Source organism: Mycobacterium sp. PSTR-4-N (assembly GCF_022348085.1).
Classification (GTDB): Bacteria; Actinomycetota; Actinomycetes; order Mycobacteriales; family Mycobacteriaceae; genus Mycobacterium.
Genome location: NZ_JAKRFN010000004.1, coordinates 173,785 through 200,465 on the forward strand (window position 1 = coordinate 173,785; position 26,681 = coordinate 200,465).

The 26,681-nt window shown below is 68.7% G+C and carries 23 protein-coding genes; 16 read left to right on the forward strand and 7 right to left on the reverse strand.

What is annotated here, in order from left to right:
- Nucleotides 1-29: 29 nt before the first annotated feature.
- Nucleotides 30-1,040 carry a methionine synthase gene (locus MHN84_RS07660; RefSeq protein WP_241204036.1) on the forward strand — a complete coding sequence of 337 codons (1,011 nt, stop codon included), beginning with the start codon at nucleotides 30-32 and terminating at the stop codon, nucleotides 1,038-1,040.
- An 18-nt stretch (nucleotides 1,041-1,058) separates the two neighbouring features.
- Here MHN84_RS07660 and MHN84_RS07665 read toward each other — a convergent pair whose 3' ends face one another.
- A complete protein-coding gene (locus MHN84_RS07665; RefSeq protein ID WP_241204037.1) occupies nucleotides 1,059-2,675 on the reverse strand; it encodes a 4-coumarate--CoA ligase family protein in 1,617 nt (538 codons plus the stop codon).
- 172 nt (nucleotides 2,676-2,847) lie between these two features.
- Here MHN84_RS07665 and ligA point away from each other — a divergent pair, with 172 nt between their 5' ends.
- Complete coding sequence (gene ligA, locus MHN84_RS07670) at nucleotides 2,848-4,956, forward strand: NAD-dependent DNA ligase LigA (RefSeq protein ID WP_374238340.1); 2,109 nt, start codon at nucleotides 2,848-2,850, stop codon at nucleotides 4,954-4,956.
- On the opposite strand, the gene MHN84_RS07675 is transcribed toward ligA, so the two are convergent.
- Nucleotides 4,953-5,612: an amino acid-binding protein gene (locus MHN84_RS07675; RefSeq protein ID WP_241204038.1), complete on the reverse strand. Its 660-nt coding sequence runs from the start codon at nucleotides 5,610-5,612 to the stop codon at nucleotides 4,953-4,955. The two genes, ligA and MHN84_RS07675, sit on opposite strands and share 4 nt — an antisense overlap.
- An 82-nt stretch (nucleotides 5,613-5,694) precedes the next feature.
- Here MHN84_RS07675 and gatC point away from each other — a divergent pair, with 82 nt between their 5' ends.
- The 5 genes from gatC to MHN84_RS07700 all read left to right on the forward strand — a co-directional run bounded on the left by gatC (nucleotide 5,695) and on the right by MHN84_RS07700 (nucleotide 11,515).
- Nucleotides 5,695-5,994 carry an Asp-tRNA(Asn)/Glu-tRNA(Gln) amidotransferase subunit GatC gene (gene gatC / locus MHN84_RS07680; protein WP_241204039.1) on the forward strand — a complete coding sequence of 100 codons (300 nt, stop codon included), beginning with the start codon at nucleotides 5,695-5,697 and terminating at the stop codon, nucleotides 5,992-5,994.
- Complete coding sequence (gene gatA, locus MHN84_RS07685) at nucleotides 5,991-7,481, forward strand: Asp-tRNA(Asn)/Glu-tRNA(Gln) amidotransferase subunit GatA (protein WP_241204040.1); 1,491 nt, start codon at nucleotides 5,991-5,993, stop codon at nucleotides 7,479-7,481. Before gatC ends, gatA begins: the two co-directional genes overlap by 4 nt.
- An 18-nt stretch (nucleotides 7,482-7,499) precedes the next feature.
- Nucleotides 7,500-8,531 (forward strand): ATP-dependent 6-phosphofructokinase, encoded by a 1,032-nt coding sequence (locus tag MHN84_RS07690; protein ID WP_241204041.1) that lies wholly within the window; start codon nucleotides 7,500-7,502, stop codon nucleotides 8,529-8,531.
- Nucleotides 8,532-8,633: 102 nt separating this feature from the next.
- A complete protein-coding gene (gatB, locus tag MHN84_RS07695; RefSeq protein WP_241204042.1) occupies nucleotides 8,634-10,136 on the forward strand; it encodes an Asp-tRNA(Asn)/Glu-tRNA(Gln) amidotransferase subunit GatB in 1,503 nt (500 codons plus the stop codon).
- Nucleotides 10,137-10,144: 8 nt separating this feature from the next.
- Nucleotides 10,145-11,515, forward strand: a complete 1,371-nt coding sequence (locus MHN84_RS07700) for a sensor histidine kinase KdpD (protein WP_241204043.1) — start codon at nucleotides 10,145-10,147, stop codon at nucleotides 11,513-11,515.
- 6 nt (nucleotides 11,516-11,521) lie between these two features.
- Here the strand turns inward: MHN84_RS07700 and MHN84_RS07705 are convergent, their stop codons facing one another.
- A complete protein-coding gene (locus MHN84_RS07705; RefSeq protein WP_241204044.1) occupies nucleotides 11,522-12,643 on the reverse strand; it encodes a sorbosone dehydrogenase family protein in 1,122 nt (373 codons plus the stop codon).
- A 149-nt stretch (nucleotides 12,644-12,792) separates the two neighbouring features.
- Here MHN84_RS07705 and MHN84_RS07710 point away from each other — a divergent pair, with 149 nt between their 5' ends.
- A complete protein-coding gene (locus tag MHN84_RS07710; RefSeq protein ID WP_241204045.1) occupies nucleotides 12,793-13,626 on the forward strand; it encodes a DoxX family protein in 834 nt (277 codons plus the stop codon).
- Nucleotides 13,627-13,630: 4 nt separating this feature from the next.
- Here MHN84_RS07710 and MHN84_RS07715 read toward each other — a convergent pair whose 3' ends face one another.
- Entirely contained in the window at nucleotides 13,631-14,020 is a 390-nt protein-coding gene (locus MHN84_RS07715; RefSeq protein WP_241204046.1) for a PH domain-containing protein, read from the reverse strand.
- Between the two features lie 270 nt (nucleotides 14,021-14,290).
- Here MHN84_RS07715 and MHN84_RS07720 point away from each other — a divergent pair, with 270 nt between their 5' ends.
- Genes MHN84_RS07720 through ilvC form a run of 3 tightly spaced genes read left to right on the forward strand, consistent with a single transcriptional unit; the run spans nucleotide 14,291 to nucleotide 17,693 of the window.
- On the forward strand, nucleotides 14,291-16,141 hold the full coding sequence (locus MHN84_RS07720; protein ID WP_241204047.1) for an acetolactate synthase large subunit: 1,851 nt from the start codon (nucleotides 14,291-14,293) through the stop codon (nucleotides 16,139-16,141).
- Nucleotides 16,138-16,641: an acetolactate synthase small subunit gene (gene ilvN / locus MHN84_RS07725; RefSeq protein ID WP_241204209.1), complete on the forward strand. Its 504-nt coding sequence runs from the start codon at nucleotides 16,138-16,140 to the stop codon at nucleotides 16,639-16,641. Before MHN84_RS07720 ends, ilvN begins: the two co-directional genes overlap by 4 nt.
- Nucleotides 16,642-16,691: 50 nt before the next feature.
- Nucleotides 16,692-17,693: a ketol-acid reductoisomerase gene (gene ilvC / locus MHN84_RS07730; RefSeq protein WP_241204210.1), complete on the forward strand. Its 1,002-nt coding sequence runs from the start codon at nucleotides 16,692-16,694 to the stop codon at nucleotides 17,691-17,693.
- A gap of 55 nt (nucleotides 17,694-17,748) precedes the next feature.
- Here ilvC and wrbA read toward each other — a convergent pair whose 3' ends face one another.
- Together wrbA and MHN84_RS07740 are read right to left on the reverse strand one after the other, a co-directional pair.
- Nucleotides 17,749-18,345 carry an NAD(P)H:quinone oxidoreductase gene (gene wrbA / locus MHN84_RS07735; protein WP_241204048.1) on the reverse strand — a complete coding sequence of 199 codons (597 nt, stop codon included), beginning with the start codon at nucleotides 18,343-18,345 and terminating at the stop codon, nucleotides 17,749-17,751.
- Nucleotides 18,346-18,387: 42 nt separating this feature from the next.
- Nucleotides 18,388-19,818, reverse strand: a complete 1,431-nt coding sequence (locus MHN84_RS07740; RefSeq protein WP_241204049.1) for an NAD(P)/FAD-dependent oxidoreductase — start codon at nucleotides 19,816-19,818, stop codon at nucleotides 18,388-18,390.
- Nucleotides 19,819-19,874: 56 nt separating this feature from the next.
- Here MHN84_RS07740 and serA point away from each other — a divergent pair, with 56 nt between their 5' ends.
- From serA to MHN84_RS07755, 3 genes are read left to right on the forward strand one after another with little or no spacing between them, the layout of a single operon-like run.
- The gene (gene serA, locus MHN84_RS07745; RefSeq protein ID WP_241204050.1) at nucleotides 19,875-21,461 is read left to right on the forward strand and encodes a phosphoglycerate dehydrogenase; all 1,587 of its coding nucleotides are present in this window, start codon (nucleotides 19,875-19,877) and stop codon (nucleotides 21,459-21,461) included.
- Between the two features lie 8 nt (nucleotides 21,462-21,469).
- A complete protein-coding gene (locus tag MHN84_RS07750; RefSeq protein WP_241204211.1) occupies nucleotides 21,470-22,480 on the forward strand; it encodes a 3-isopropylmalate dehydrogenase in 1,011 nt (336 codons plus the stop codon).
- A gap of 2 nt (nucleotides 22,481-22,482) precedes the next feature.
- On the forward strand, nucleotides 22,483-23,076 hold the full coding sequence (locus MHN84_RS07755) for a hypothetical protein (protein ID WP_374238341.1): 594 nt from the start codon (nucleotides 22,483-22,485) through the stop codon (nucleotides 23,074-23,076).
- Here MHN84_RS07755 and MHN84_RS07760 read toward each other — a convergent pair.
- A complete protein-coding gene (locus MHN84_RS07760) occupies nucleotides 23,055-24,278 on the reverse strand; it encodes an MFS transporter (protein ID WP_241204051.1) in 1,224 nt (407 codons plus the stop codon). The genes MHN84_RS07755 and MHN84_RS07760 overlap by 22 nt on opposite strands.
- A 119-nt stretch (nucleotides 24,279-24,397) precedes the next feature.
- On the opposite strand from MHN84_RS07760, the gene MHN84_RS07765 reads away from it, so the two are divergent.
- Nucleotides 24,398-25,198 (forward strand): fumarylacetoacetate hydrolase family protein, encoded by an 801-nt coding sequence (locus MHN84_RS07765; RefSeq protein ID WP_241204052.1) that lies wholly within the window; start codon nucleotides 24,398-24,400, stop codon nucleotides 25,196-25,198.
- Nucleotides 25,195-26,667, forward strand: coding sequence for a glutamate--tRNA ligase (gene gltX, locus MHN84_RS07770; protein ID WP_241204053.1), 1,473 nt, complete (start codon nucleotides 25,195-25,197; stop codon nucleotides 26,665-26,667). The genes MHN84_RS07765 and gltX overlap by 4 nt, the downstream gene beginning before the upstream one ends.
- The last annotated feature ends 14 nt before the right edge of the window (nucleotides 26,668-26,681 follow it).

Sequence of the window (26,681 nt, forward strand, 5' to 3'; positions counted from 1 at the left end):
ACAGTAGTGCGTCGCCTATCGTCGGGCGAGTGACTGCTTACGCCACTGCGACGGGGATCGGATCGTGGCCGGGTACCTCGGCCCGCGAGGCAGCCGAGGTGGTGGTGGGCGAGCTTCATCGGTTGCCGCATCTGGTCGAGTTGCCGGCCCGGGGCGTGGGCGCGGACCTGATTGGTCGCGCCGGTGCGCTGCTGGTGGACATCGCGCTGGACACCGTGCCCCGCGGCTACCGCATCGCGGCGGGGCGTAGTTCAGTGACGCGCCGCGCGGTGAGCCTGCTCGACGAGGACGTCGACGCGCTCGAAGAGGCTTGGGAGAAGGCGGGTTTGCGCGGCGGCGACCGGATGGTCAAGGTGCAGGCGCCCGGGCCGGTGACACTGGCGGCGCATCTGGAACTGGGCGGCGGACACCGGGCGATCACCGACGCCGGCGCCGTGCGGGATCTCACCGCCTCGCTGGTCGAGGGCGTGGCGGTGCACCGTGCCGAGCTGGAGCGGCGACTGCAGACGACGGTCGTCGTGCAATTCGACGAGCCCACGCTGCCCGCGGCGCTGGCCGGGCGGTTGAGCGGGGTGAGCAGCCTCAACCCGGTCCACCCGGTGGACGATGCGGTGGTCACCGGTCTGCTCGACGAGTGTGTCGCCGGCGTGGGCGGCGAGGTCGCGGTGCACTGCTGCGCCGCCGGTGTCCCGTGGAAGGTGTTGCAGCGCAGCACGATCAACGCTGTCATGGTGGACGTCTCGACGCTGACCGCGACGGATCTCGACGGCGTGGGGGAGTTCCTGGAATCGGGTCGGACGGTGCTGCTCGGCGCCGTGTCCGCGCTCGCGCCCGCCACCCGCCCCGCGGTCGAGGAGGTGGCAGCGACGGTGGCCGCGGTGACCGATCGGCTCGGCTTCCCGCGGAGCGTGCTGCGCGACCGCGTGGGTGTCACCCCCGCGTGCGGGCTCGCCGGCGCCACGGTCGATTGGGCCCGGCGTGCGGTGGAGACGGCACAGAAGGTCGCCGACGGTCTGGCCGAGGACCCGGACTCCGCCTAGGGGTGGTGCTTGTAGCTCTCAGACCGTGCGCAGATCCTTGCGCAGGATCTTGCCCGACGCCGATTTCGGTATGGCGTCGATGAACTGGACCCGACGTACCTTCTTGTAGGGCGCGACCTGGCCGGCGACGAACTCGATGACCTCGTCCTCGGTGAGCTCCGCGTCGGGCTGCTTCACCACGTAGGCCTTGGGCACCTCTTCACCCTCGTCGTCCGGCACCCCGATCACCGCCGCGTCGGCGATGCCGGGGTGGCCGAGCAGCACGGCCTCCAACTCGGCGGGGGGCACCTGGTACCCCTTGTACTTGATGAGCTCTTTGAGCCGGTCGACGATGTAGACGCAACCGTGGGCGTCCACCTGGGCGAGGTCACCGGTGTGCAGCCAGCCCTCGTCGTCGATGGTGGAACGAGTGGCGTCGTCGTTGTTGAGGTATCCGGCCATCACGTTGGGGCCCTTGAACCACAGTTCGCCGGTCGCGCTGAGGCCTTCCTCGGGCGGGTTGATGTCGTCGCCCGTCTCGGGGTCGACGATCTTGGACACCGCGTTCGACACCGTCCAGCCCACCGAACTCAAAGGCGCATCGACGTGCATGTCGTGCTTGCCCGCGTCGAAGGGGGTGATGTGGCTGACGGGGCTGAGCTCGCTCATCCCGTAGCCCTGCACCACCCGGCAGCCCAGCCGCTCGGCGACGGCGCGACCGAGGTCGGCGTCCAAGGGAGCCGCCCCCGACATCACCACCTTCAGAGACGACAGGTCGTGTTCGTCGACCATCGGGTGCTTGGCCAGTGCGACAGCCACCGGCGGCGCGATGAACGCGATCGTGGCTCGGTGCTCGGCGATGTTGCCCAGGAACTTCGCGAGGTCGAAGCTCGGCATGATGACCAGGCGGGCGCGCGCATGCAGCGCGGCGTTGAGCAGCACCGTCATCCCGTAGATGTGGAAGAACGGCAACACCGCCAGCACCACGTCGTCGGGCACCATGCCGTGCAGCGGTCGGATCTGCGCCACGTTGGCCACCAGGTTGCGGTGCGTCAGCATCACGCCCTTGGGGTTGCCCGTCGTCCCGGAGCTGTAGGGCAGCGCGGCCAGATGCGACGATGGCGCGAACGTCACCTCCGGAGGTGCAGGGTTGCCGTCAAGCAGCTCGACGGCGTTCGGGTGGCCGTCGGCGGCCCGGCCCGGCCCGTCGAGCACCACCAGGTTCTCGGCGTCCAGCCCGACCATCGCGACGGCCTCGGCGGCCTGCGGAGCCAGCGCGGACACCGTGATCAGCATGGCCGCCCGGGAGTCGGTCAGCTGCTTGGCGATGTCCTTCGCGGTGAACAGCGCGTTGATGGTCGTCGCGGTGACTCCGGCGCGCAGGATGCCGTGGAACGCCACCGCGAACGCCGAGCTGTTGGGGGCCAACAGCCCGACGACGTCGCCGACGCCCAACCCCCTGGCAGCGAGAGCACCCGCGAATGAGTCGATGCGCGCGACCATTTCGCGATAGCTGGTCTGCCGGCCTGTCGTGGAGTCGATCAAGGCGACCCGATCCAGGTGCTCGGCGTCGGGGCCTGTCAGTCCCGAGAACAGGTAGTCGTAGACGCTCGCGGTGGGGATGTCGACTTCGGGGAAGGGGCTCGAGAAGCTCATGGTGTCTCCGATCGAATCATGTCCGGGTCGCGCCGGGTCGGTCTTCGTCGAGCTGCGTCATCAATTTGTAGGACGCCACCATGCAGCGTAGCCAGCGGTCCCGGACGGAGGTGTCGGTCGGTTTCGATAGCCTGCGGGGGTGAGTCCTGAGGCGTCGCCCAATCCCGAGGCAGTGCTGGCCGAGCAGGCCGACGACGCCCCGGATGCCGAAGTGCGTCGGCGCTGGCAAGACCTCGCCGACGAGGTGCGCGAGCATCAGTTCCGTTACTACGTGCGCGATGCACCGGTCATCTCCGACGCCGAGTTCGACACCATGCTGCGTCGCCTGCAGGCTCTGGAGGAGGAGCACCCCGAGCTCCGCACGCCCGACTCGCCGACCCAGCTCGTCGGTGGCGCCGGATTCGCGACCGACTTCACCCCGGCCGAGCACCTCGAGCGGATGCTCAGCCTGGACAACGTCTTCGACCCCGACGAGTTGGCCGCCTGGGCGGCGCGCATCGCGAACGAGATCGGCCCGGATGCCCAATACCTGTGTGAGCTCAAGATCGACGGTGTGGCACTCGCGCTCGTCTATCGCGAGGGTAGGCTCGTCCGCGCGGCCACCCGGGGCGACGGTCGCACCGGCGAGGACGTCACGCTCAACGCGCGCACCATCGAAGACATCCCCGAAACACTCACTCCCACAGACGAATTCCCGGTCCCTCCGGTGCTCGAGGTGCGTGGTGAGGTGTTCTTCCGGGTGACCGACTTCGAGGAGCTCAACGCAGGCCTGGTGGCCGAGGGCAAGCCGCCGTTCGCCAATCCGCGCAACAGCGCCGCGGGCTCGCTGCGCCAGAAGAATCCGGCGGTCACGGCGAAGCGCCGGCTGCGGATGATCTGCCACGGATTGGGACACATCGAGAGCCCGGGCGGTTTTCCGTTCGCCACGCTGCACGACGCCTACCGCGCCCTCGGTGCGTGGGGGCTCCCGGTGTCCGAGCACACCGCGCAGGTCAGGGGTCTGGACGCGGCCACCCAACGCATCGCCTACTGGGGTGAGCACCGCCATGACGTCGAGCACGAGATCGACGGCGTGGTGGTCAAGGTGGACGCGGTGGCGCTGCAACGCCGACTGGGGGCGACGTCGCGCGCACCCCGCTGGGCGGTGGCCTACAAGTACCCGCCGGAAGAGGCGACCACCAAACTCCTCGACATCCGCGTCAACGTGGGCCGCACCGGCCGGGTGACGCCGTTCGCCTACATGGAGCCGGTCAAGGTCGCGGGGTCGACGGTCGGGCTGGCCACGCTGCACAACGGGTCGGAGGTCAAACGCAAAGGCGTGCTGATCGGCGACACGGTGGTGATCCGCAAAGCCGGCGACGTGATCCCCGAGGTGCTCGGCCCCGTGGTGGATCTGCGCGACGGCTCCGAGCGCGAGTTCACCATGCCGACGCACTGCCCCGAGTGCGGTACCGAGCTGGCGCCGGCCAAAGAAGGTGACGCCGACATCCGCTGCCCGAATTCGCGGTCCTGCCCGGCGCAACTGCGCGAGCGGGTGTTCCACGTCGCCGGTCGCGGCGCCTTCGACATAGAGGGACTGGGCTACGAAGCCGCGACCGCCCTGCTGGCGGCCGGGGTGATCACCGACGAGGGGGATCTGTTCGGGCTGACCGCGCAGGACCTGCTGCGCACGGAGTTGTTCACCACCAAGGCCGGCCAGGTGTCGGCGAACGGCAAGCGACTGTTGGCGAATCTGGACAAGGCCAAGGCGCAACCGCTGTGGCGGGTGCTGGTGGCGCTGTCCATCCGGCACGTCGGCCCGACCGCGGCGCGCGCGCTGGCCACCGAGTTCGGCAGCCTCGAGGCGATCACGTCGGCATCGGAGGAACAGCTGGCGGCCACCGAAGGCGTCGGCCCGACGATCGCCGCCGCGGTCACCGACTGGTTCACCGTCGATTGGCATCGCGCGATCGTCGACAAGTGGCGGGCCGCCGGTGTGCGGATGGAGGACGAGCGTGACGCCAGCATCGAGCGCACGCTCGAGGGTCTGTCGATCGTCGTCACCGGCTCACTGACCGGGTTCAGTCGCGACGACGCGAAGGAAGCGATCATCGCGCGCGGCGGCAAGGCCGCCAGCTCGGTGTCGAAGAAGACGGCGTACGTGGTCGCCGGCGACGCCCCGGGATCGAAATACGACAAGGCCATCGAGCTCGGGGTCCCCGTGCTGGACGAAGACGGGTTCCGGCGGCTGCTCGCCGATGGTCCCGATGCGGTGTCGGAGGCCGTGCAGCCCGAGACCTAACGCAGGATCGTCGCGACGATGCCGGCGAGGTAACCGAGCCGCGCGACCTCGCTGGGACGGAACTCGGGGCCCCCGGGGCGGCCGAGCACGATCGCGGTGTGGCTGTCGCCGAGCGGCGCCGCGGCCAGCGTCGTGTCCATGTCCCGCCACACCTGGGGCACCCAGTCCGCGTGGCCGTCCAGGGCCGTCGGAGCGGTCAGCGGCAGCCACGGCGTCTGCGCAGCCTGCGTCTCGGGTGCCCCGGAGCTACCAACCACGCGGTGCGGCCCCTGCTCGGTGAGGCGTGTCACCGTGCACCATCCGACCCGCAACACCTTGGGTGCCTCGTCCACCAACACCTGCAGACGGCGGTCCTTGCCGTCCGCGGCGGCCACGTGATCGATCAGCTCGAGCTCTCGATGCGCTTCGAGCAGCCCGGTGTGCGGCCGGATGCTGTCGACGTAGACGCCGTTGATTTTCTCCGCCGCGGTGATCAGCATGTCGGGCATGGCGCCCGGAGGGAGCTCGACCACCAGATCGTCGACGGCATAGCCGGACCCGCGCTCGACCACGTCGAGCGACAGGATGTCGGCGCCGACGGACCCCAGGGCCACGGCCAGCGAACCGAGGCGGCCCGGGCGGTCCTCCAGCTCGACGCGCAGCAGATACGACGGCACGCGCAACACTGTGTCACGGACTCCTGGGCAGCGGCGACTCGGACGGAAGCGCCGGTGCCACGGTGAACTAGGCTTCGTGGTCGTGTCCCAGATCTCCCGAGACGAGGTAGCGCACTTGGCGCGGCTGGCCCGTCTGGCCCTGACCGACGAGGAACTGAGTGGTTTCGCCGGTCAGCTCGACGCCATCCTCGGCCACGTCAGCCAGATCCAGGCGGTCGACGTCACCGGCGTCGCCGCCACCGACAACCCGCTCGCGAGCGTGAACGTCTTCCGAGCCGACGAACCGCAGCCGTGCCTCACGCAGGAGCAGGCGCTGGCCGAGGCGCCCAGCGCCGCAGACGGGCGCTTCGCGGTGCCGCGCATCCTGGGGGAGCCCGAATGACCTCCACCGATCTGATCCGGCTCGACGCCGCCACGCTGGCCGGCAAGATCGCCACCGGGGAGGTGTCCTCGGTCGAGGCGACGCGGGCCTGCCTGGACCAGATCGCCGCCACTGACGGTGACTACCACGCGTTCCTGCACGTCGCGGGGGAGCAGGCCCTGGCCGCCGCGGCCGAGATCGACAGAGCCGTGTCGGCCGGTGAGGAGCTCCCCTCGCCGCTGGCCGGTGTCCCGCTGGCACTCAAGGACGTGTTCACCACCGCGGACATGCCCACCACCTGCGGATCGAAGATCCTCGAAGGGTGGACGTCCCCGTACGACGCGACGGTCACCGCCCGGCTGCGTGCCGCCGGCATCCCGATCCTCGGCAAGACCAACATGGACGAGTTCGCGATGGGCAGCTCGACCGAGAACTCGGCTTATGGACCGACCCGCAACCCGTGGGACATCGAGCGGGTGCCCGGCGGTTCCGGCGGTGGCAGCGCCGCCGCTCTGGCTGCGTTCCAGGCCCCGCTGGCCATCGGCTCCGACACCGGCGGATCGATCCGCCAGCCCGCCGCGCTGACCGCCACCGTCGGGGTGAAGCCGACCTACGGCACGGTGTCGCGGTACGGACTCATCGCGTGTGCGTCGTCCCTCGACCAGGGCGGCCCGTGCGCCCGCACCGTGCTGGACACCGCGCTGCTGCACCAGGTCATCGCAGGCCACGATCCGCTCGACTCGACGTCGATCGACGCCGAGGTGCCCGACGTCGTCGCCGCGGCGCGGGCCGGAGCGGCCGGTGATCTCTCGGGCGTGCGCATCGGTGTGGTCAAGCAGCTGCGCAGCGGTGAGGGCTACCAGCCCGGCGTGCTCGAGTCGTTCACCGCGGCCGTCGACCAGCTCAGCGCGCTCGGCGCTGAGATCACCGAGGTGGACTGCCCGCACTTCGACTACTCGCTGCCGGCCTACTACCTGATCCTGCCGTCGGAGGTGTCGTCCAACCTCGCGAAGTTCGACGGCATGCGTTACGGGCTGCGCGTCGGCGACGACGGAACCCACAGCGCCGAAGAGGTGATGGCGCTGACCCGGGCGGCCGGCTTCGGCCCAGAAGTCAAGCGTCGCATCATGATCGGCGCTTACGCGCTCTCGGCCGGCTACTACGACGCTTACTACAACCAAGCGCAGAAGGTTCGCACGCTGATCGCGCGCGATCTCGACGAGGCGTATCAGAAGGTCGATGTCTTGGTGACGCCGACCACACCGTCCACGGCCTTCGCCCTGGGCGAGAAGGTCGACGACCCGCTGTCGATGTACCTGTTCGACCTGTGCACGCTTCCGCTGAATCTGGCCGGCCACTGCGGGATGTCGGTGCCCTCGGGGCTGTCGAGCGACGACAACCTGCCGGTGGGACTGCAGATCATGGCGCCGGCGCTGGCCGACGACCGGCTCTACCGAGTGGGTGCGGCCTATGAAGTTGCCCGGGGTGCTCTGCCGACTGCGCTGTGACAGGGGAGGATGGTGACCATGCGCATCGGAGTACTGACCGGCGGCGGTGACTGCCCAGGACTGAACGCGGTGATCAGGGCGGTCGTGCGGACCTGCGACGCGCGGTATGGGTCCTCGGTCGTCGGCTTCCTGGACGGGTGGCGCGGACTGCTCGAGGACCGGCGCATCCAGCTGGCCAACGACGACCGCAATGACCGGCTGCTCGCCAAGGGCGGCACGATGCTCGGCACGGCCAGGACCAACCCCGACAAGCTGCGCGCCGGCTTGGACCAGATCAAGCAGACGCTCGAGGACAACGGCATCGACGTGCTGATCCCCATCGGCGGGGAGGGCACGCTGACCGCCGCACACTGGCTCTCGCAGGAGGGCGTGCCGGTCGTCGGGGTTCCGAAGACCATCGACAACGACATCGACTGCACCGACGTGACATTCGGGCACGACACCGCGCTGACGATCGCCACCGAGGCCATCGACCGGCTGCACAGCACGGCCGAGTCGCATCAGCGCGTCATGCTCGTCGAGGTGATGGGCAGGCACGCGGGGTGGATAGCGTTGAACGCCGGAATGGCCTCGGGTGCGCACATGACGCTGATCCCCGAGCAGCCGTTCGACGTCGAGGAAGTGTGCCGACTGGTCAAACGTCGCTTCCAGCGCGGAGATTCGCACTTCATCTGCGTTGTCGCCGAGGGCGCGAAACCCGCGGAGGGCACCATGCAGTTGCGCAAGGGTGGCATGGACGAGTTCGGTCACGAGCGGTTCACCGGCGTCGCGCAGCAGTTGGCGCTCGAGGTCGAGCAGCGCATCAAGAAGGAGGTGCGCGTGACCGTGCTGGGCCACGTCCAACGTGGCGGCACCCCAACGCCCTACGACCGCGTGCTGGCCACCCGCTTCGGCGTCAACGCCGCCGACGCTGCCCACGCCGGTGAGTACGGCATGATGGTCTCGCTGCGTGGGCAGGACATCGGCCGCGTGCCACTCGAGGAGGCCGTGCGCCAACTCAAGCTGGTGCCGCAGAGTCGCTACGACGACGCCGCGGAGTTCTTCGGCTGAGCTCTTTCCGCCGAGAAGACATGAACTCGAGTGACTCGCGGGGGAAAATGCTCGAGTTCGCGTCTGTTCGCCGGGGAAAAGTGACCCACTAGGATCGGGGTCATGTCTGTCGACACCGCCGAGCTGCTGGATTACGACCAGGTCATCGCCTCCTACGAGCCGGTGCTGGGCCTCGAGGTGCACGTCGAGCTCTCGACGCAGACCAAGATGTTCTGCGGCTGCCCGAACCGCTTCGGGGGCGAACCCAACACCCAGGTGTGCCCGGTCTGCCTCGGGTTGCCCGGCTCGCTGCCGGTGCTCAACGAGGCCGCGGTCGAGTCCGCCATCCGCATCGGCCTCGCGCTGAACTGCCAGATCGCGCCGTGGGGCCGGTTCGCCCGCAAGAACTACTTCTATCCCGACCAGCCCAAGAACTACCAGATCAGCCAGTACGACGAGCCGATCGCCGTCGACGGTCACCTGGACGTACCGCTCGACGACGGCAGCACGTGGCGCGTGGAGATCGAGCGTGCGCACATGGAGGAGGACACCGGCAAGCTGACCCACCTGGGCAGCGACACCGGCCGCATCGCCGGCGCGACGACCTCGCTGGCCGATTACAACCGCTCCGGTGTGCCGCTGATCGAGATCGTCACCAAGCCGATCGAAGGCGCCGGTGCCCGCGCCCCCGAGATCGCCCGTGCGTACGTGACCGCATTGCGAGATCTGTTGCGCGCCTTGGACGTTTCCGATGTCCGGATGGATCAGGGCTCGATGCGCTGCGACTCCAACGTCTCGCTCAAACCCATCGGCCAAGCCGAGTTCGGTACCCGCACCGAAACCAAGAACGTCAACTCGCTCAAGAGCGTGGAAGTTGCGGTTCGCTACGAAATGCGTAGGCAGGCAGCCGTTCTGGGATCTGGCGGCACAGTCACCCAGGAGACCCGCCACTTCCACGAAGACGGCTACACCTCGCCGGGCCGCAGCAAGGAGACCGCGCAGGACTACCGCTATTTCCCCGAACCCGATCTCGAACCCGTCGCCCCCAGTGACGAACTCGTCGAGCGGTTGCGCGCCACCATCCCAGAGCTTCCCTGGTTGGCGCGCAAGCGCATTCAGCAGGACTGGGGTGTTTCCGACGAGGTGATGCGCGATCTCGTCAACATCGGAGCGCTCGATCTGATCACGGCCACCGTCGAGCACGGTGCGTCCAGCGAAGCCGCCCGCGCGTGGTGGGGCAACTTCCTGGTGCAAAAGGCCAACGAGCGCGGCGCCGAACTCGACGAGCTACCCATCACGCCCGCCCAGGTGGCCGCAGTGGTCAAGCTCGTCGATGACGGCACACTGACCACGAAGCTGGCCCGCCAGGTCGTCGAGGGTGTGCTCGCGGGAGAGGGAGAACCCGAGCAGGTCATGAACGACCGTGGACTGGCCGTGGTCCGCGACGACTCGCTGATCCAATCCGCGGTCGACGAGGCGCTGGCCGCGAATCCCGACATCGCCGAGAAGATCCGCGGCGGCAAGGTGGCTGCCGCGGGGGCCATCGTCGGCGCCGTCATGAAGGCGACCAAGGGCCAGGCCGACGCCGCGCGCGTGCGTGAACTGGTCATGGCCGCCTGCAGTTGACGCTGCAGATGAAGCGCGCCCAGGACCTCGTACTGCGGCTGCTCTCGCATCCGCTGCGGCTGCTGTCGCTGCGCTCGATCGTCATCCTGGCCCAGGTCGGCGTGATCATCCTGGTGCTGACCCTCGGCGTCTGGGTGTGGGTGGGGGTCACCAACGACCAGTACGACCAGCTCGACCGCCGGCTGGACTCGCTGTCCAGCCTGGGTGATGTGAACACCCTGCTTCGCAGCGCGCAGGACGGCGTGGGCCCCGAACCGGCCGAGGGCGGGCTGGTACGCACGGCGCGGATCGGCTCGGTCGTGGTGTCGATTCCTGCCGACATCGTGCTGCCCGAGCTGTCCAATGGGTACTCCGACGCGACGATCGACGGTGTCCCGTACCGCATCCGGACGATCACCACCGGCACCGCGTCCATCGCGCTGGGTGCGCCGCTGGCCGAGACCAAGGCGCGGATCGACTCGTTGCACTGGCGAGTGTTCTGGATCTGCACCGGCGTCATCCTGGCCACGCTGCTCGTGGGGTGGGTGATCGCGTTGATCATGGTGAACCCGTTCCGGCTGCTGGCCCAGCAGGCCCGCGCGATCAACGCCCAGTCCAACCCCGACGAGGTGCAGGTACGTGGGGTGTGGGAGGCCGTCGAGATCTCCGAGGCGGTGGAGGGCATGCTCGCCCGCATCGGCGACGAACAGCAGCGGACCCGAGCGGCGCTGGAATCGGCGCGCGACTTCGCGGCGGTCGCCTCCCATGAGTTGCGCACCCCGTTGACGGCCATGCGCACCAACCTCGAGGTGTTGATGACGCTCGACCTCGGCCCCGAGCAGCGCCGCGAGGTCATCGGTGACGTCATGCGCACGCAGTCGAGGATCGAGGCGACACTGTCCGCGCTCGAGCGGCTGGCCCAGGGCGAGCTGACCACCGTGGCCGACTTCGTTCCCCTCGATGTTGCCGAGCTGCTCGACCGGGCCGCTCACGACGCCATGCACAATTATCCGGGGCTGGAGGTCACCCTGGCCTCGTCGACGACGGTGTTGATGCTGGGGATGCCCGCCGGCCTGCGATTGGTGATCGACAACGCGATCGCCAACGCCGTCAAGCACGGGGGTGCGACGCGCGTGCAGCTCAGCGTGATCAGCTCGGCCGACGGCGTGGAGATCGCGGTGGACGACAACGGATCCGGAGTGCCCGACGAGGAACGCCAGGACGTGTTCCAGCGCTTCCACCGCGGGTCGACCGCGTCGCGTTCCGGTTCCGGCCTGGGGCTCGCCCTGGTTGCTCAGCAGGCCGAGATTCACGGTGGCACAGCGGCTTTGGAGCACAGCCCCCTGGGCGGCACCCGCCTGATCCTGCGTCTACCGGGGTCGGGGCCCAGCCAGGCCTGAGCCGGCCTAGGTCTTCTCGTCGTTGGCCCGGGGGAAGCCGCCGCCCTGCGGGAACAACGGGAACACCACGTCGTCGAGCTTCTGCGCGTCGCCGGAGGTCTTGTTGACGGTGGCGCCCCAGATGTTGCCGTCGGGAGCGACCTCCAGTGCCCAGGCGTGGCCGTGTTGATCCTGGCGCACCACCTCGGGGTCGCCCGTGACCGCGCCGGTGTCCGGCGCCATGCGCACTGCGACGGTCTGCTTGGTGTTGACGAGATTCACCAGAACGGTGCCGTCGAGCGCGGCGCACCCGGCCACTCCCGGCCGGTCCGGCCAGGTCCACACCGTGGACACCTTCGAGTCCTTGGTGATGCGCTGCAGCCGGTCGGCGGTCGGGGTGCGGTCGGTGACATACAGCGATTCGTCGGACGGATCGATGCACATGCCGCCCCCGGGCCCGAGGCCGGACAGCGCGGTGGTGATGGGCGCCTGGTTGACCGTGGTGGGTTGCTCGATGCGCAGCAGCTTGCCCGCCAGCGACGTGGGGTCGGCGGCCAGCGCGGGATCGCCCGCGTCGCCGGTCTGCACCATCAGCGTGGTGGGGCTGGTGAAGATCAGGGACCCGGTGTTGCCCGTGGCGCCCTTGGGGATGCCGGTCAGGATCGGCTTGGGCACGTCGCCGTCGGCGATGCGAACCACGCGGTTGTCGGTCGGGGTGCTGATGTAGGCGTAGGTCAACCGGTCCTGCTGGTAGGTCGGGGACTGCACGATGTCCATCAGCCCGCCGTCACCGCTGGCGTCGACCGGAATCGTCATCTTGACGAACGGCTCGACCCTCGTCGCGACCTGTTTGACCTCCCCGGTCACCCGCTCGGCGACCAGTGCCGACTGACTGTCCGGCAGCATGATCAGTCCGCTGGTGCTGTCGAGGCAGCCCTGCATCACCCCGGGTGCCGGGCACTGCTTGGGAAACGGCTGGGCGGGCAGCGGTGGCGGTGGAGGCGGCGTCGACTCGGAGCCGGGCGCCATCCGAGGTTCCGTGGTGAAGGGCTGCGACTGGGCCGAATCGAAGCGCGCACAGCCGGTGATGCCGATCAGCGCAGCACTGGCCACCACCGTGGCTGCCCGCAATGCGCGGCGTCGACTCATGCGAGCCAGATTACGGATCGTTGCGCAGTGCTCGCCACGGCGCCTGGACGCCGACCGGGTCGAGCAGCCGCAACCAGGAAGAAAACACGTGGTCGGGCGCGCCGAGCGAATTCCCGGCCACGACTTGAGCAGCACCTACCCTGGCAGGTGTGACCAGCCCGCATGACTCACAACCCTGGCAGCGGCCCGCCGACTCGGCCGGCCGGCCCGCCTCGGCACGTCTGGTGGACCCGGAGGACGATCTGCCCTCGGCGCACTACGGCGGCGACTTCGAGACCACGGCGATCCCGCGCTACGACACCGCCAAACCGGCTGATCAGCAACCGTTCGGACTGCTGGGAGATGCCGAACCCCTCCCGTACGTCCAGCCGGGAGGGGGCTTGGCCGCCGGCTCCTACGGCTCGCCCGCGGCCGCCCCGACCGAGGTCGGCAGTCTCGATGAGCGCCGCGAGCGGGACCGCCGCGGCACCCAGGACCTCGGCCTGTTGGTGCTGCGCGTCTCCGTCGGCGTCCTGCTGGTCGCGCACGGGCTGCAGAACATGTTCGGGCTGTGGGGCGGCCCCGGGCTGGGCGGGTTCCGCGACTACATCGCCGACGCGGGCTTCCGGTACGCGGAGGTCCTCGGCTACGTCGCCGCCGGCGGGGAAATCGCCGCCGGCATCCTGCTGGTGCTGGGCCTGTTCACTCCGCTGGCGGCCGCGGGTGCGCTGGCCTACCTGATCAACGCGGTACTCGCCGAGGCGATCGAGGCCCACAACGACGCGCGGCTGTCGGCCTTCCTCACCGACGGTCACGAGTACCAGATCGTGCTCGTGGCGGCTGTGGCAGCGATCATCCTCGCCGGTCCCGGCCGCTACGGTCTGGACGCTGGGCGCGGGTGGGCCCGCCGCCCGTTCCTCGGCTCCTTCGCCGCGCTCGTTCTCGGCATCGGCGCAGGCGTCGCGATCTGGGTGCTGCTCAACGGCGCGAACCCGCTGTCCTGAGGGGCTAGTCGTACGGGTTCGGCACTCGCCCGCCGCTGGCGGCCGTCAGCACCGGCAGGCTGGCGAACGTGACGGCGGGCAGCGAGACCTCGGTCCCGTCGGAACGCCGAGCCAGGGCCCAGGCTTTCTTGCCGAATCGCAGTCCGTCGATGTCCTCCCACCGCATCGTCTGCGTGCCGAACAGTGTGCGCGCGGTGACGGTGTCCCGGTCGGCGACCGTGCGGTAGCGCGCGATCACGATCGACAGGGCGACCGGGATCAACAGCAACAGGACGAAGCAGCCGGGCCCGGCGAACACGATAGACAGCAGAGCCAGCGCGAAGAGCACGACCGCGAGGTGCGCCATGGGGGAGATGCGGATCACGACCGGGGCGGGCGACGACGTGGAGGCCATGCGTCCCATCATCCCATCCCCACCCACGCCGCAATTTGACCGAAGTCCGGTTCGCGGGCTACCGTCGGGAGCTATGCAGATCCCGGGCTCGCTCGTAGTAATTGGGTTGCGCGTTGATGCCGCGCTAGCCCTGGTCCGGGCATAGCACCACCGCATCGACGCGCAACCCTCGCTCAGCCTCCCGGCTGACGGGGGTTTTTTGTTGCCCCAGCACCGATTTGAGAAGATCTACCCAAGCCAGACCAGGCCGGACAGGACACAGAGGACACCGTGAGCGCACCCACCACGCGAGCACCTGAGCAGCCGGCGACCCCGGCCAACGGGACCCGCACCGCCGCCCCCACTCCGTCGCAGCCCAAAAAGGTTGCGCCCGTTGCGCTCACCGGCGCACAAGCCGTCATCCGCGCACTCGAGGAACTCGATGTCGACGTCATCTTCGGCATCCCCGGCGGTGCGGTGCTGCCCGTCTACGACCCGCTCTACGACTCGGTGAAGCTGCGCCACGTGTTGGTCCGGCACGAGCAGGGCGGCGGCCACGCCGCCAGCGGCTACGCCCATGCGACCGGGCGGGTGGGGGTGTGCATGGCCACCTCTGGCCCCGGCGCCACCAACCTGGTTACACCGCTGGCCGACGCCTACATGGATTCGATTCCGGTGGTGGCCATCACCGGTCAGGTCGGCCGCGGGTTGATCGGCACCGACGCTTTCCAGGAAGCCGACATCTCCGGCATCACCATGCCCGTGACCAAGCACAACTTCCTGGTCCGCAACGGCGACGACATCGCCCGCGTCATCGCCGAGGCGTTCCACATCGCTGCCAGCGGTCGGCCGGGGCCCGTGCTGGTCGACATCCCGAAGGACGTGCTGCAGGGCCAGTGCACCTTCAGCTGGCCGCCGAAATTCGAGCTGCCCGGCTACAAGCCGAACACCAAACCGCACAACCGGCAGATCCGGGAAGCCGCCAAGCTGATCGCGGCAGCACGCAAGCCGGTCCTCTACGTCGGCGGCGGCATCATCCGCGGCGAAGCCTCCGAGGAGTTGCTGGCGCTGGCCGAGCTCACCGGTATCCCGGTGGTGACCACGTTGATGGCGCGGGGCGCGTTCCCCGACAGCCACCCGCAGAACCTCGGCATGCCCGGCATGCACGGCACCGTGGCAGCGGTGGCGGCGCTGCAGCGCAGCGATCTGCTGATCGCCCTGGGCACCCGCTTCGACGACCGCGTGACGGGCAAGCTGGATTCGTTCGCGCCCGAAGCCAAGGTGATCCACGCTGACATCGATCCCGCCGAGATCGGCAAGAACCGGCACGCCGACGTGCCGATCGTGGGCGACGTGAAGGCCGTCATCGCCGACCTGATCGACGCCCTGCGCCGGGACGGTGGCCTCGGCTCCACACCGCTGGACAACTGGCGGGAGTACCTCAGCGGAATCCAGTCGACGTACCCGCTGAGCTACGGGCCGCAGAGCGACGGCAGCCTCTCGCCGGAGTACGTGATCGAGACGCTGGGCAAGATCGCCGGCCCGGACGCGATCTACGTGGCCGGCGTGGGCCAGCACCAGATGTGGGCGGCGCAGTTCATCAAGTACGAGAAGCCCAAGACCTGGCTGAATTCCGGTGGGCTGGGCACGATGGGCTACGCGGTGCCCGCCGCGATGGGCGCGAAGATGGGCTGCCCCGACACCGAGGTGTGGGCCATCGACGGCGACGGCTGCTTCCAGATGACGAATCAGGAGCTCGCCACCTGCGCCATCGAAGGTGTGCCGATCAAGGTCGCGCTGATCAACAACGGCAACCTCGGCATGGTGCGGCAGTGGCAGACCCTGTTCTACGAGGAGCGCTACAGCCAAACCGATTTGGCCACACACACCCGTCGCATCCCGGATTTCGTCAAGCTGTCCGAGGCGCTGGGCTGTGTCGCGCTGCGCTGTGAACGCGAAGAGGACGTCGAAGACGTGATCAACCAGGCGCGCGAGATCAACGACCGCCCGGTGGTCATCGAGTTCGTCGTGGGCGCCGACGCGCAGGTGTGGCCGATGGTCGCCGCAGGCACCAGCAACGACGAGATCCAGGCAGCGCGCGGGATTCGGCCGCTGTTCGACAACGAAGAGGGACACGCCTGATGACCACCACGCACACCCTGTCGGTGCTCGTCGAGGACAAACCGGGCGTCCTGGCCCGGGTGGCATCGCTGTTCTCGCGGCGCGGGTACAACATCCAGTCCCTGGCCGTCGGCGCCACCGAACACAAGGACCTCTCGCGGATGACCATCGTGGTCGACGTCGAGGAGTCGCCGTTGGAGCAGATCACCAAACAGCTCAACAAGCTGATCAACGTGATCAAGATCGTCGAGCAGGACGAGGAGGCCTCCGTCTCCCGCGAGCTCGCCCTCATCAAGGTCCGCACCGACGCCGCCACCCGCGGTCAGGTCATCGAGGCGGTCAACCTGTTCCGCGCGAAGGTCGTCGACGTCTCCAACGAGTCACTGACGGTCGAGGCCACCGGGACACCTGAGAAGATCGAGGCGCTGTTACGGGTGCTCGAGCCCTATGGGGTCCGGGAGATCGTCCAATCCGGTGTGGTGTCGCTGTCCCGCGGCCCTCGCGGTATCAGCACCAAGTAGTCAACGACAAGCGAAGAGCAGAAAGAAGATTCACGACAATGGCAGTTGAGATGTTCTATGACGACGACGCGGACCTGTCGATCATCCAGGGCCGCAAGGTCGGCGTCATCGGCTACGGCAGCCAGGGGCACGCGCACTCGCTGAGCCTGCGTGACTCCGGTGTGCAGGTGAAGGTCGGCCTCAAGGAGGGGTCGAAGTCCCGCGAGAAGGTCACCGAGCAGGGCCTCGAGGTGGACACCCCGGCTGAGGTCGCCAAGTGGGCCGACGTCATCATGCTGTTGGCACCCGACACCGCGCAGGCCGAGATCTTCACGAATGACATCGAGCCGAACCTCGAAGACGGCAATGCGCTGTTCTTCGGCCACGGCTTGAACATCCACTTCGGGCTGATCAAGCCTCCCGCCAACGTCACGATCGGCATGGTCGCGCCCAAGGGGCCGGGCCACCTCGTGCGTCGTCAGTTCGTCGACGGCAAGGGCGTGCCCTGCTTGATCGCCGTCGATCAGGACCCCAAGGGCGAGGGTGAGGCGCTCGCGCTGTCCTACGCCAAGGCCATCGGCGGTGCCCGCGCCGGCGTCATCAAGACCACCTTCAAAGAGGAGACCGAGACCGACCTCTTCGGTGAGCAGGCCGTGCTGTGCGGCGGCACCGAAGAACTGGTCAAGACCGGCTTCGAGGTCATGGTCGAGGCCGGCTACGCCCCCGAGATGGCCTACTTCGAGGTGCTGCACGAGCTCAAGCTGATCGTCGACCTCATGTACGAGGGCGGCATCGCGCGGATGAACTACTCGGTGTCCGACACCGCGGAGTTCGGCGGCTACCTGTCGGGTCCGCGCGTCATCGACGCCGACACCAAGAAGCGGATGCAGGACATCCTCAAGGACATCCAGGACGGCACGTTCGTCAAGCGGCTCGTCGCCAATGTCGAGGGTGGCAACAAGGAACTCGAGCAGCTCCGCAAGGAGAACGCCGAGCACCCGATCGAGGTCACCGGCAAGAAGCTGCGTGACCTGATGAGCTGGGTCGACCGCCCGATCACCGAAACCGCTTAGGTTCGCCCCCGAAAGTCGGTGCCGTTCTGTGTGAACGGCACCGACTTTCGTGTCTCTAGGAGAGGCGCTCGGCGGTGCTGACCACCCGACGCGCCAGATGGTCGAGTGCGGCCAGGGTGGCCTCGTCCAACTCGTTGCGGTTCTCGGGACCTGTCACATGCCCCACGCCATAGGGATTTCCGTCGGCGAACTTCACTCCGTCGGTGTAGCCGGGCGCGACGATGATCCCGCCGAAGTGCATCAGCGTGACGTAAAGGGTCAACAGCGTGGTCTCCTGGCCGCCGTGCGCGGTCTGTGACGAGGTGAAGCCGGCATAGACCTTGTCGGCGAGCTTGCCCTGGGCCCACAGGCCGCCGAGAGAATCGATGAAGGCCCGAAACTGTGAGGCGGTGTTGCCGAAGCGGGTGGGGGATCCGAAGATCACCGCGTCGGCCCAGACGATGTCGTCGCCGGTCGCGGCCGGAAGTTCTTTTGTCGCTTCGTAATTGGCGGTCCATGCGGGGTTCTCGGCGAAGGATTCCGGGTCGCGGGTTTCGGCGATGTGGCGCAGGCGCACCTCGGCGCCCGCCGATTCCGCCGTGGCGGCCACGCGATTGGCCATCGTGGTGCCGTGTCCGGTGGCCGAGTAGTAGATCACTGCAAGCTTGGTCATGACGCGAGACTACGCGCGGGTCTGGGGGACTGGGGGCGACGATCAGGGCGACAGCTGCGGCAGGGTCGTGATGCCGAATTCGCGCCGCAACACCGTGCGCGCCGCGTAGTAGCCCGCCATGCCGTGCACACCCGTCCCCGGCGGCGTGGCCGACGAGCACAGGTAGGCCTTGGGAATCGGCGTGGTCCATGGGTTCGCCCGCAGTGTGGGTCCCACCATCGCCGCGAACAACGTTGCGCTGCCGACGATGATGTCGCCACCGACGTAGTTCGCGTTGTGGGCGGCCATCCGGGCGGCGGGCACGCACCGCGCGGCGAGCACCAGATCGCGGAAACCGGGCGCGGCGCGCTCGAACTGGCCGGTGATCGTCTCGGTCAGGTCTGCGCTCGAGTTCGCGGGAACATGAGCGTAGGTCCACAGCGGCCGACGGCCCTGGTCGTCGACGCGGGACGGATCGGCCACGTGCGGCAGCGCGGCCAGTGTCATCGGCCACTCGGCGTGGCGGCCTGCGGCGATCTCGCGTTCGGCCAGCGCCATCTGCGCTCGCGTACCGCCCATGTGCAGGGTGCCCGCCTGGGCGAGGCGCGGGTCGCGCCAGGGGATCTCGCCGGAGAGCACGAAGTCGACCTTGCAGACGCCAGGGCCGAACGTGTAGCGCCGCAGTGCTTTTGCATAACGCGCCGGTACCGCGTCGCCGTAGATGTCGAGCAGTGCGGTCGGCGCGGTATCCCAGATGACGACCCCGCGGGGCGGTGCGGTGACGGGTTCGCCGAGCACCACGTCGCCCCCGTGGGCCTGCAGGTCGGCGATCAGGGCATCGGCGATCGCCTGCGTGCCGCCGACGGGCACCGGCCAGCCGGCGGTGTGCGCCACCGTCCCGAGCATCAAGCCCGCGCCGCTGTTGACAGGTGAGGGCATCGTCGAAATGGCATGTACGCCAACCCCGGTGAACAGAGCCCGGGCATCCCCGCCGCGCAACAGTCCCCATGCGGGGCTACCCATCGCCAGAACCCGCAACCCGGTGCGCACCGTGGTGACGAGATCCGGTGGCAGTGAACGCTTGTCGCCGAGGAAGAAGCCGAGCACGCCGTCGACGTGTTCGGTCAGCGGGCCGAACAGCCGGCGCCAGGACGCGCCGTCGTCCAGTTCTGCGCAGGTGCGCTCCAGCGAGCGGTAGGCGACGGCAGCGGGCCGGTCCGGCAACGGGTTCGCGTACGAGATCTCCGGCGTGCGCAGCTGTACCCCACGTGCGGCGAGGTCGAACTCGGCGAAGAACGGAGAGGCCACCCCGAGCGGGTGCACGGCCGAGCAGATGTCGTGGACGACGCCGGGGTACTCGGGGTCAGGCGCCGAGCGGGCGCCACCACCGGCGGTGGGTTGGGCCTCGATCACTCGGACCGACAGGCCCGCGCGCGCACAGATGACGGCGGCCGCCAGCCCGTTCGGACCGCTTCCGACGACGGTGACGTCCACGCTCGAGTTTCTCCCGCCCACCACCCGATCATTAGAGCCCACTAGGCTGAGGCCTCGTGAGTCTGCCCGTGGTATTGATCGCCGACAAGCTGGCCCCCTCGACCGTCGAAGCGTTGGGCGACCAGGTAGAGGTCCGTTGGGTCGACGGCCCGGACCGGGAGAAGCTGCTGGCCGCCGTCGTCGACGCGGACGCGCTGCTGGTGCGCTCCGCCACCACCGTCGACGCCGAGGTGATGGCCGCGGCACCCAAGCTGAAGATCGTCGCCCGTGCCGGCGTCGGACTGGACAACGTCGATGTCGACGCAGCCACCGCCCGCGGTGTGCTGGTGGTGAACGCCCCCACCTCGAACATCCACAGCGCCGCCGAGCACGCGCTGGCGCTGCTGCTGTCGGCGGCCCGTCAGATCCCGGCCGCCGACGCCACGCTGCGCGCGCACACCTGGAAGCGGTCGTCGTTCTCCGGCACCGAGATCTTCGGTAAGACGGTCGGTGTCGTCGGCCTGGGGCGGATCGGCCAGCTGGTGGCCCAGCGCCTGGCCGCATTCGGCGCGCACATCACCGCCTACGACCCCTACGTCTCGCACGCCCGCGCGGCGCAGCTCGGCATCGAACTGCTCACCCTCGACGAGCTCCTCGGCCGCGCCGACTTCATCTCGGTGCACCTGCCCAAGACCAAGGAGACGGCCGGGCTGATCGGTAAGGACGCGCTGGCCAAGACGAAGCCGGGCGTGATCATCGTCAACGCCGCGCGCGGCGGGTTGATCGACGAGCAGGCCCTCGCCGACGCGATCACCAGCGGCCACGTGCGCGGTGCCGGCCTCGACGTGTTCGCCACCGAGCCGTGCACCGACAGCCCGCTGTTCGAACTGCCCCAGGTCGTGGTGACGCCGCACCTCGGTGCGTCGACGGCCGAAGCCCAGGACCGCGCCGGCACCGATGTGGCGGCCAGCGTGAAGCTCGCGCTGGCCGGTGAGTTCGTGCCGGACGCCGTCAACGTCGGTGGCGGTGCGGTCGGTGAAGAGGTCGCGCCGTGGCTGGATCTGGTCCGCAAGCTCGGCCTGCTCGTCGGTGCGCTGTCGGCGGAACTGCCCACGAACCTGTGCGTGCAGGTGCGCGGCGAGCTGGCCAGTGAGGAGGTCGAGGTACTGCGCCTCTCGGCGTTGCGCGGCCTGTTCTCGGCGGTCATCGAGGATCCGGTCACCTTCGTCAACGCGCCTGCGCTGGCTGCCGAGCGGGGCGTCGAGGCGTCCATCGACACCGAATCCGAGAGCCCGAACCACCGCAGCGTCGTCGACGTCCGCGCGGTCGCCGCCGACGGCAGCACGGTCAACGTGGCCGGCGCACTGTCCGGCCCGCAGCAGGTGGAGAAGATCGTTCAGATCAATGGCCGCAACCTGGATCTGCGCGCCGAAGGCGTGAACCTGATCATCAACTACGACGATCAGCCCGGTGCGCTCGGCAAGATCGGCACGCTGCTCGGCGGCGCCGAGGTGAACATCCTGGCCGCCCAGCTCAGCCAGGACGCCGACGGACAGGGCGCGACGATCATGCTGCGCCTGGATCGGAACGTGCCCGACGACGTCCTGGCCACCATCGGCCGGGACGTCCACGCTGCGACATTGGAAGTGGTCGACCTGACATGAGTGCTCCGGTGAAACTCGCGGTGATCGGCGGCGACGGGATCGGCCCGGAGGTGATCGGCCAGGCGCTCACGGTGCTCGACGCCGTCCTGCCCGGGGTGGAGAAGACCGAATACGAGCTCGGCGCCCGGCAATACCACAAGACCGGCGAGGTGCTGCCCGAGTCGGTGATCGATGAACTCAAGGCGCACAACGCGATCCTGCTCGGCGCGATCGGCGATCCGTCGGTGCCCAGCGGGGTGCTCGAGCGCGGCCTGCTGCTGCGCATCCGCTTCGAGCTCGACCACCACGTCAACCTGCGCCCGGGTCGGCTCTATCCCGGGGTGCGCAGTCCGCTGGCCGGCGATCCGGACATCGACTTCGTCGTCGTGCGCGAGGGCACCGAAGGGCCCTACACCGGCAACGGCGGTGCGATCCGCGTCGACACCCCACACGAGATCGCGACCGAGGTCAGCGTCAACACCGCCTATGGGGTGCGCCGCGTCGTACTCGATGCGTTCCATCGCGCGCAGGGCCGCCGCAAACACCTGACGCTGGTGCACAAGAACAACGTGCTGACGCACGCCGGCTCGCTGTGGTGGCGCACCGTGCAGAGCGTCGCGGCCGAATACCCCGACGTCGAGGTGGCCTACCAGCACGTCGACGCAGCGACGATCCACATGGTCACCGACCCCGGTCGGTTCGACGTGATCGTCACCGACAACCTGTTCGGCGACATCATCACCGACCTCGCCGCGGCGGTGTGCGGCGGCATCGGGCTGGCCGCCAGCGGCAACATCGATGCGACGCTGACCAATCCGTCGATGTTCGAGCCGGTGCACGGGAGCGCCCCCGACATCGCGGGGCAGGGCATCGCGGACCCGACGGCGGCCATCATGAGCGTGTCGCTGCTGCTGGCCCACCTCGGTGAGCTCGATGCGGCGGCCCGTGTGGACGCGGCGGTGGCCGAACATCTGGCGACTCGCGGTGACGCAGCGCTCTCCACCGCGCAGGTCGGCGAGCGCATCCTCGGAAAGCTGTAGCCATCCGGCGACTGGCCACGCTGTCTGCGCAGTGCTGGCTCTTCGTCGTCGGCTCCTCGCTGTTCGCCGTTGCCACCGCGCCCGGCGTCGCGGCGTGGTGGGGCGCGGGCGGGGCGAACCTGCTGTGCTTCTGCGGATCTTGGTTCTTCACCACCGCCGCCTGGATTCAACTGCTCCGCAGTGACCGCGCCGGTCGCGCGGAATGGTCAAGTGCAGCGGTGCAATTGGCCGGGACGGTGCTGTTCAACGTCAGCACCGGAGCCTCGGTGTGGGCGCACGCCGTCGCCAGTGAGCGGCGCTACGTATGGGTTCCCGACGTGTTCGGGTCCACGGCGTTTCTGGTCAGTGGGGTCCTGGGCATGCTGGCTGTCGGCGCGCTGTTCGAGCTGCGATCCCGCGACTGGTCGGCCGCAGCGGTCAATCTCATCGGCTGCGTCGCGTTCGCGGTGTCTGCAGGGGCCGCGTTCGTGCGCAAGACCGGTGTCACCGAAGACGAATGGCTGGCCAACCTCGGCACGTTCGTCGGGGCGCTGTGTTTCCTGGCCGCTGCCCTGATGCTGCTGCCACGGTCGAGTCAGGCCGAGTCTTCTGCGTGAGCCGGTGCGGTCGCGGGTACCGACGGGATCGCCAGCAGCGGGATCAGTGCGCACACGGCGAAGGCGGCGGGGTAGCCGGCGGCGCCGATCAGGGCACCGAACAGCGGCGGGGTGACGCCGGCGGTGAGCAGCTGGGTGGTGTTCTGCGTGCCGAGGGCCCGGCCGCTCCAGAACGGTCCCGCGACCTCGGCGATCGCGGTGAAGGCCAACCCGTTGTCGGACACCGTGACCACCGACGCGACGACCATCAGCGCGATGCTGACGGGGGAGTCCAGCCAGTCGGTCAGGGCCAGCAACCCCATCGACACCGCGGCGGCCGCGGCGATCGTCCGGATGGGCCTCATCCGTGAGCTCAGGACGTCCCCGGAACGGCGCAGGACGAAGTCGGACCAGCGGCCCGCCGCGATCCGACCGCCGGCGCCGAGGAGTTGAGCGATCGTCACCATCGCGCCGGCCGAGCCGGCCGACCACCCCCGGTCGGTGATCAACCACGCCAGCGTGAACGTCCACACCATCGCCTGTGGTGCCACCAGCAGCAGTGAGGTGAGGTGGATGCGCACGAGCAGCGTGGAACCCCGGTAGGGGTTGGCGAGATCGCTCTGGCTGGCTTCTGCCCGCGCCGGCCTCGGCGGATCCAGCACCGCGACGGCACACACGGCGGCCGCGACGGCGCAGACAGAGGCCGGGAACAGCAGCGCTCCCGACACCCCGCCGGCTTCGGCCAGCCGGGGGATCACCAGGGCGCCCACGCCCACGCCCAGCGGTTGTGCGGTCTGTCGGATGCCCATCACCAATCCGCGTTTGTCGGCGTCGAACCAGCCGACCACGAGACGGCCGCTGGCGGTGTTGCTGCTCGCGGCCGCCATTCCACCCACGAAGAGGAAGGCCCCGACCGCGGGCAGCGAGTCCACCGACGCGGCACCGAAGCCGGCGGCCGCGGTCAACGTCGAGCCCAACGTCAACACCGTGCGCTCGCCGAACCGGTCGACCACATATCCCCAGGCGATCAGGGTGACCACCATCCCGAGGCTAGGCAGCGCGGACATCAGTCCGGCCTGCGCGAGATCGAGGCCGCGCTCACGATGCAGGGTCGGTATGAGGAAGGCCACGCCGTTGATGAACACGTTGGCGCACAACGTGGCGGCCAGAGCGACGATCAGCATCGACCAGCGCCGCGCGGTGCTGATCGCGGAGGTGTCCATGGGAGCCATGGTGGCACGGGTATCTCAAAATGTTGAACTCACTTCTCACATGATGAGAAATGCTGAGGGTCGCCTGTGCACGCGCGGATGCGCAGGACGCTGCGGCTAGGCTGACTGACATGCGTCTCGGTCGAATCGCCAGCCCAGATGGTGTGGCTTTCGTCTCCATCGAAGGACCCATCGACAATCCCCTCGACGATCCGGGCGAGGCGATCGCCCGGGAGATCGCCGAGCATCCGTTCGGCACACCGACATTCACCGGCCGTCAGTGGCCCCTGGCCGATGTGCGCCTGCTCGCGCCGATCCTCGCCAGCAAGGTCGTGTGCATGGGCAAGAACTACGCCGCGCACATCGAGGAGATGGGCGGTGGCACGTTCGAGGATCCGATCATCTTCCTCAAGCCCAACACCGCGATCATCGGCCCCAACACCGCGATCCAGCTCCCCGCCGACGCGCACCCGGTGCACTTCGAGGGCGAACTGGCCGCCGTCATCGGTCGCCCGTGCAAGGACGTCCCCGCCTCGCGCGCCGCGGAGAACATCCTCGGGTACACGATCGCCAATGACGTGTCGGCGCGCGATCAGCAGAAGAAGGACGGCCAGTGGATGCGGGCCAAAGGCCACGACACGTTCTGTCCCGTCGGTCCCTGGATCGTCACCGATGTGGACGCCTCGGACCTCGAGATCCGTACCGAGGTCAACGGTGAGGTGAAACAGCGCAGCCGAACGTCGTTGATGATCCACGACATCGGCGCGATCATCGAGTGGATCTCGGCGGTGATGACGTTGCTTCCCGGGGATCTCATCTTGACCGGAACGCCTGAAGGCGTCGGCCCGCTCGAGCACGGGGACAGCGTCAGCGTCAGCATCGAAGGCATCGGAACCCTCACCAATCCCGTTGTGCGCAAAGGAAAATCGTGACCCCGTCGAATGTCAGAGTCAGGTTCTGTCCGTCCCCGACGGGCACACCCCATGTCGGGTTGATCCGTACCGCGTTGTTCAACTGGGCTTACGCCCGTCACACGGGCGGCACATTCGTGTTCCGCATCGAGGACACCGACTCGGCGCGCGACAGCGAGGAGAGCTACCAGGCTCTGCTGGACGCGCTGCGCTGGCTCGGGCTCGACTGGGACGAAGGCCCGGAAGTCGGCGGACCGTACGAGCCCTACCGCCAGTCCGGCCGCCGGGAGCTCTATGCCGATGTGCTGGCGCGGCTGCTCGCTGCCGGGGAGGCCTACGAGGCGTTCTCCACCGCCGAGGAGGTCGAGGCCCGCCATCTCGCGGCGGGGCGCAATCCCAAGCTCGGGTACGACAACTTCGATCGCGACCTGACCGACGAGCAGCGCGCGGCGCTGCGTGCCGAGGGGCGTTCCCCCGTCATCCGGCTGCGGATGCCCGACGAGGACATGACCTGGAACGACCTGGTGCGCGGCGAGACGACCTTCCCCGCCGGCTCGATCCCGGACTTCGCGCTGACCAGAGGCAACGGAGAACCGTTGTACACGTTGGTCAATCCGGTCGACGACGCGCTGATGAAGATCACCCATGTGCTGCGTGGCGAGGATCTGCTGCCGTCGACGCCACGGCAACTGGCGCTCTACGCAGCGCTCGTGCGGCTGGGCATCGCCGACGACACGCCTCGCTTCGCTCACCTGCCGCCGGTCCTGGGTGAGGGCAACAAGAAGCTGTCCAAACGGGACCCGCAGTCGAATCTGTTCCTGCATCGCGACCGTGGCTTCCTGCCCGAGGGCCTGCTCAACTACCTTGCGCTGCTGGGGTGGTCGATTGCCGACGATCGCGACGTGTTCGACATCGACGAGATGGTGGCCGCGTTCGACGTCGTCGACGTGAACTCCAACCCCGCTCGATTCGACCAGAAGAAGGCCGATGCGCTCAACGCCGAGCACATCCGGATGCTCGAGCCGCACGACTTCACCCGCCGTCTCGGCGAGTTCTTCCGCACCCACGGCCATGACACGGGGCTCGACGACGACGCGTTCACCGAAGCGGCCGCGCTGGTGCAGACCCGCATCGTGGTTCTCGGCGATGCCTGGGGGCTTCTGAAATTCCTCGACGACGGCTCGTTCGCGCTCGACGAGAAGTCGGCAGGCAAGGAACTGCGGCCCGAGGCGGTGCCCGTCCTCGACGCCGCGCTGCGCGCCCTCGAGCCGCTCGAGGACTGGAACAGCCCGCACATCGAGGAGGCTCTCAAGGCCGCCCTGATCGACGGGCTCGACCTCAAGCCGCGGAAGGCCTTCGGGCCGGTTCGCGTCGCGGTGACGGGCTCGTCGGTGAGCCCGCCGCTGTACGAATCGCTGGAACTGCTGGGGCGAGACCGGGCGCTGGCCCGGCTACGAGCCGGCCGGGACCACGCCGCGGCGGCCGGGTGACGGGGGTGGAAAAA

Excerpts from the sequence above, each read along its gene's own strand:
- MHN84_RS07665 (WP_241204037.1), bottom strand. The coding sequence starts at position 2,675 with ATGAGCTTCTCGAGCCCCTTCCCCGAAGTCGACATCCCCACCGCGAGC.
- gatA (WP_241204040.1), top strand. The coding sequence starts at position 5,991 with ATGACCTCCACCGATCTGATCCGGCTCGACGCCGCCACGCTGGCCGGC.
- MHN84_RS07690 (WP_241204041.1), top strand. The coding sequence starts at position 7,500 with ATGCGCATCGGAGTACTGACCGGCGGCGGTGACTGCCCAGGACTGAAC.
- gatB (WP_241204042.1), top strand. The coding sequence starts at position 8,634 with ATGTCTGTCGACACCGCCGAGCTGCTGGATTACGACCAGGTCATCGCC.
- MHN84_RS07700 (WP_241204043.1), top strand. The coding sequence starts at position 10,145 with ATGAAGCGCGCCCAGGACCTCGTACTGCGGCTGCTCTCGCATCCGCTG.
- MHN84_RS07705 (WP_241204044.1), bottom strand. The coding sequence starts at position 12,643 with ATGAGTCGACGCCGCGCATTGCGGGCAGCCACGGTGGTGGCCAGTGCT.
- MHN84_RS07715 (WP_241204046.1), bottom strand. The coding sequence starts at position 14,020 with ATGGCCTCCACGTCGTCGCCCGCCCCGGTCGTGATCCGCATCTCCCCC.
- ilvC (WP_241204210.1), top strand. The coding sequence starts at position 16,692 with ATGTTCTATGACGACGACGCGGACCTGTCGATCATCCAGGGCCGCAAG.
- wrbA (WP_241204048.1), bottom strand. The coding sequence starts at position 18,345 with ATGACCAAGCTTGCAGTGATCTACTACTCGGCCACCGGACACGGCACC.
- MHN84_RS07760 (WP_241204051.1), bottom strand. The coding sequence starts at position 24,278 with ATGGACACCTCCGCGATCAGCACCGCGCGGCGCTGGTCGATGCTGATC.
- MHN84_RS07765 (WP_241204052.1), top strand. The coding sequence starts at position 24,398 with ATGCGTCTCGGTCGAATCGCCAGCCCAGATGGTGTGGCTTTCGTCTCC.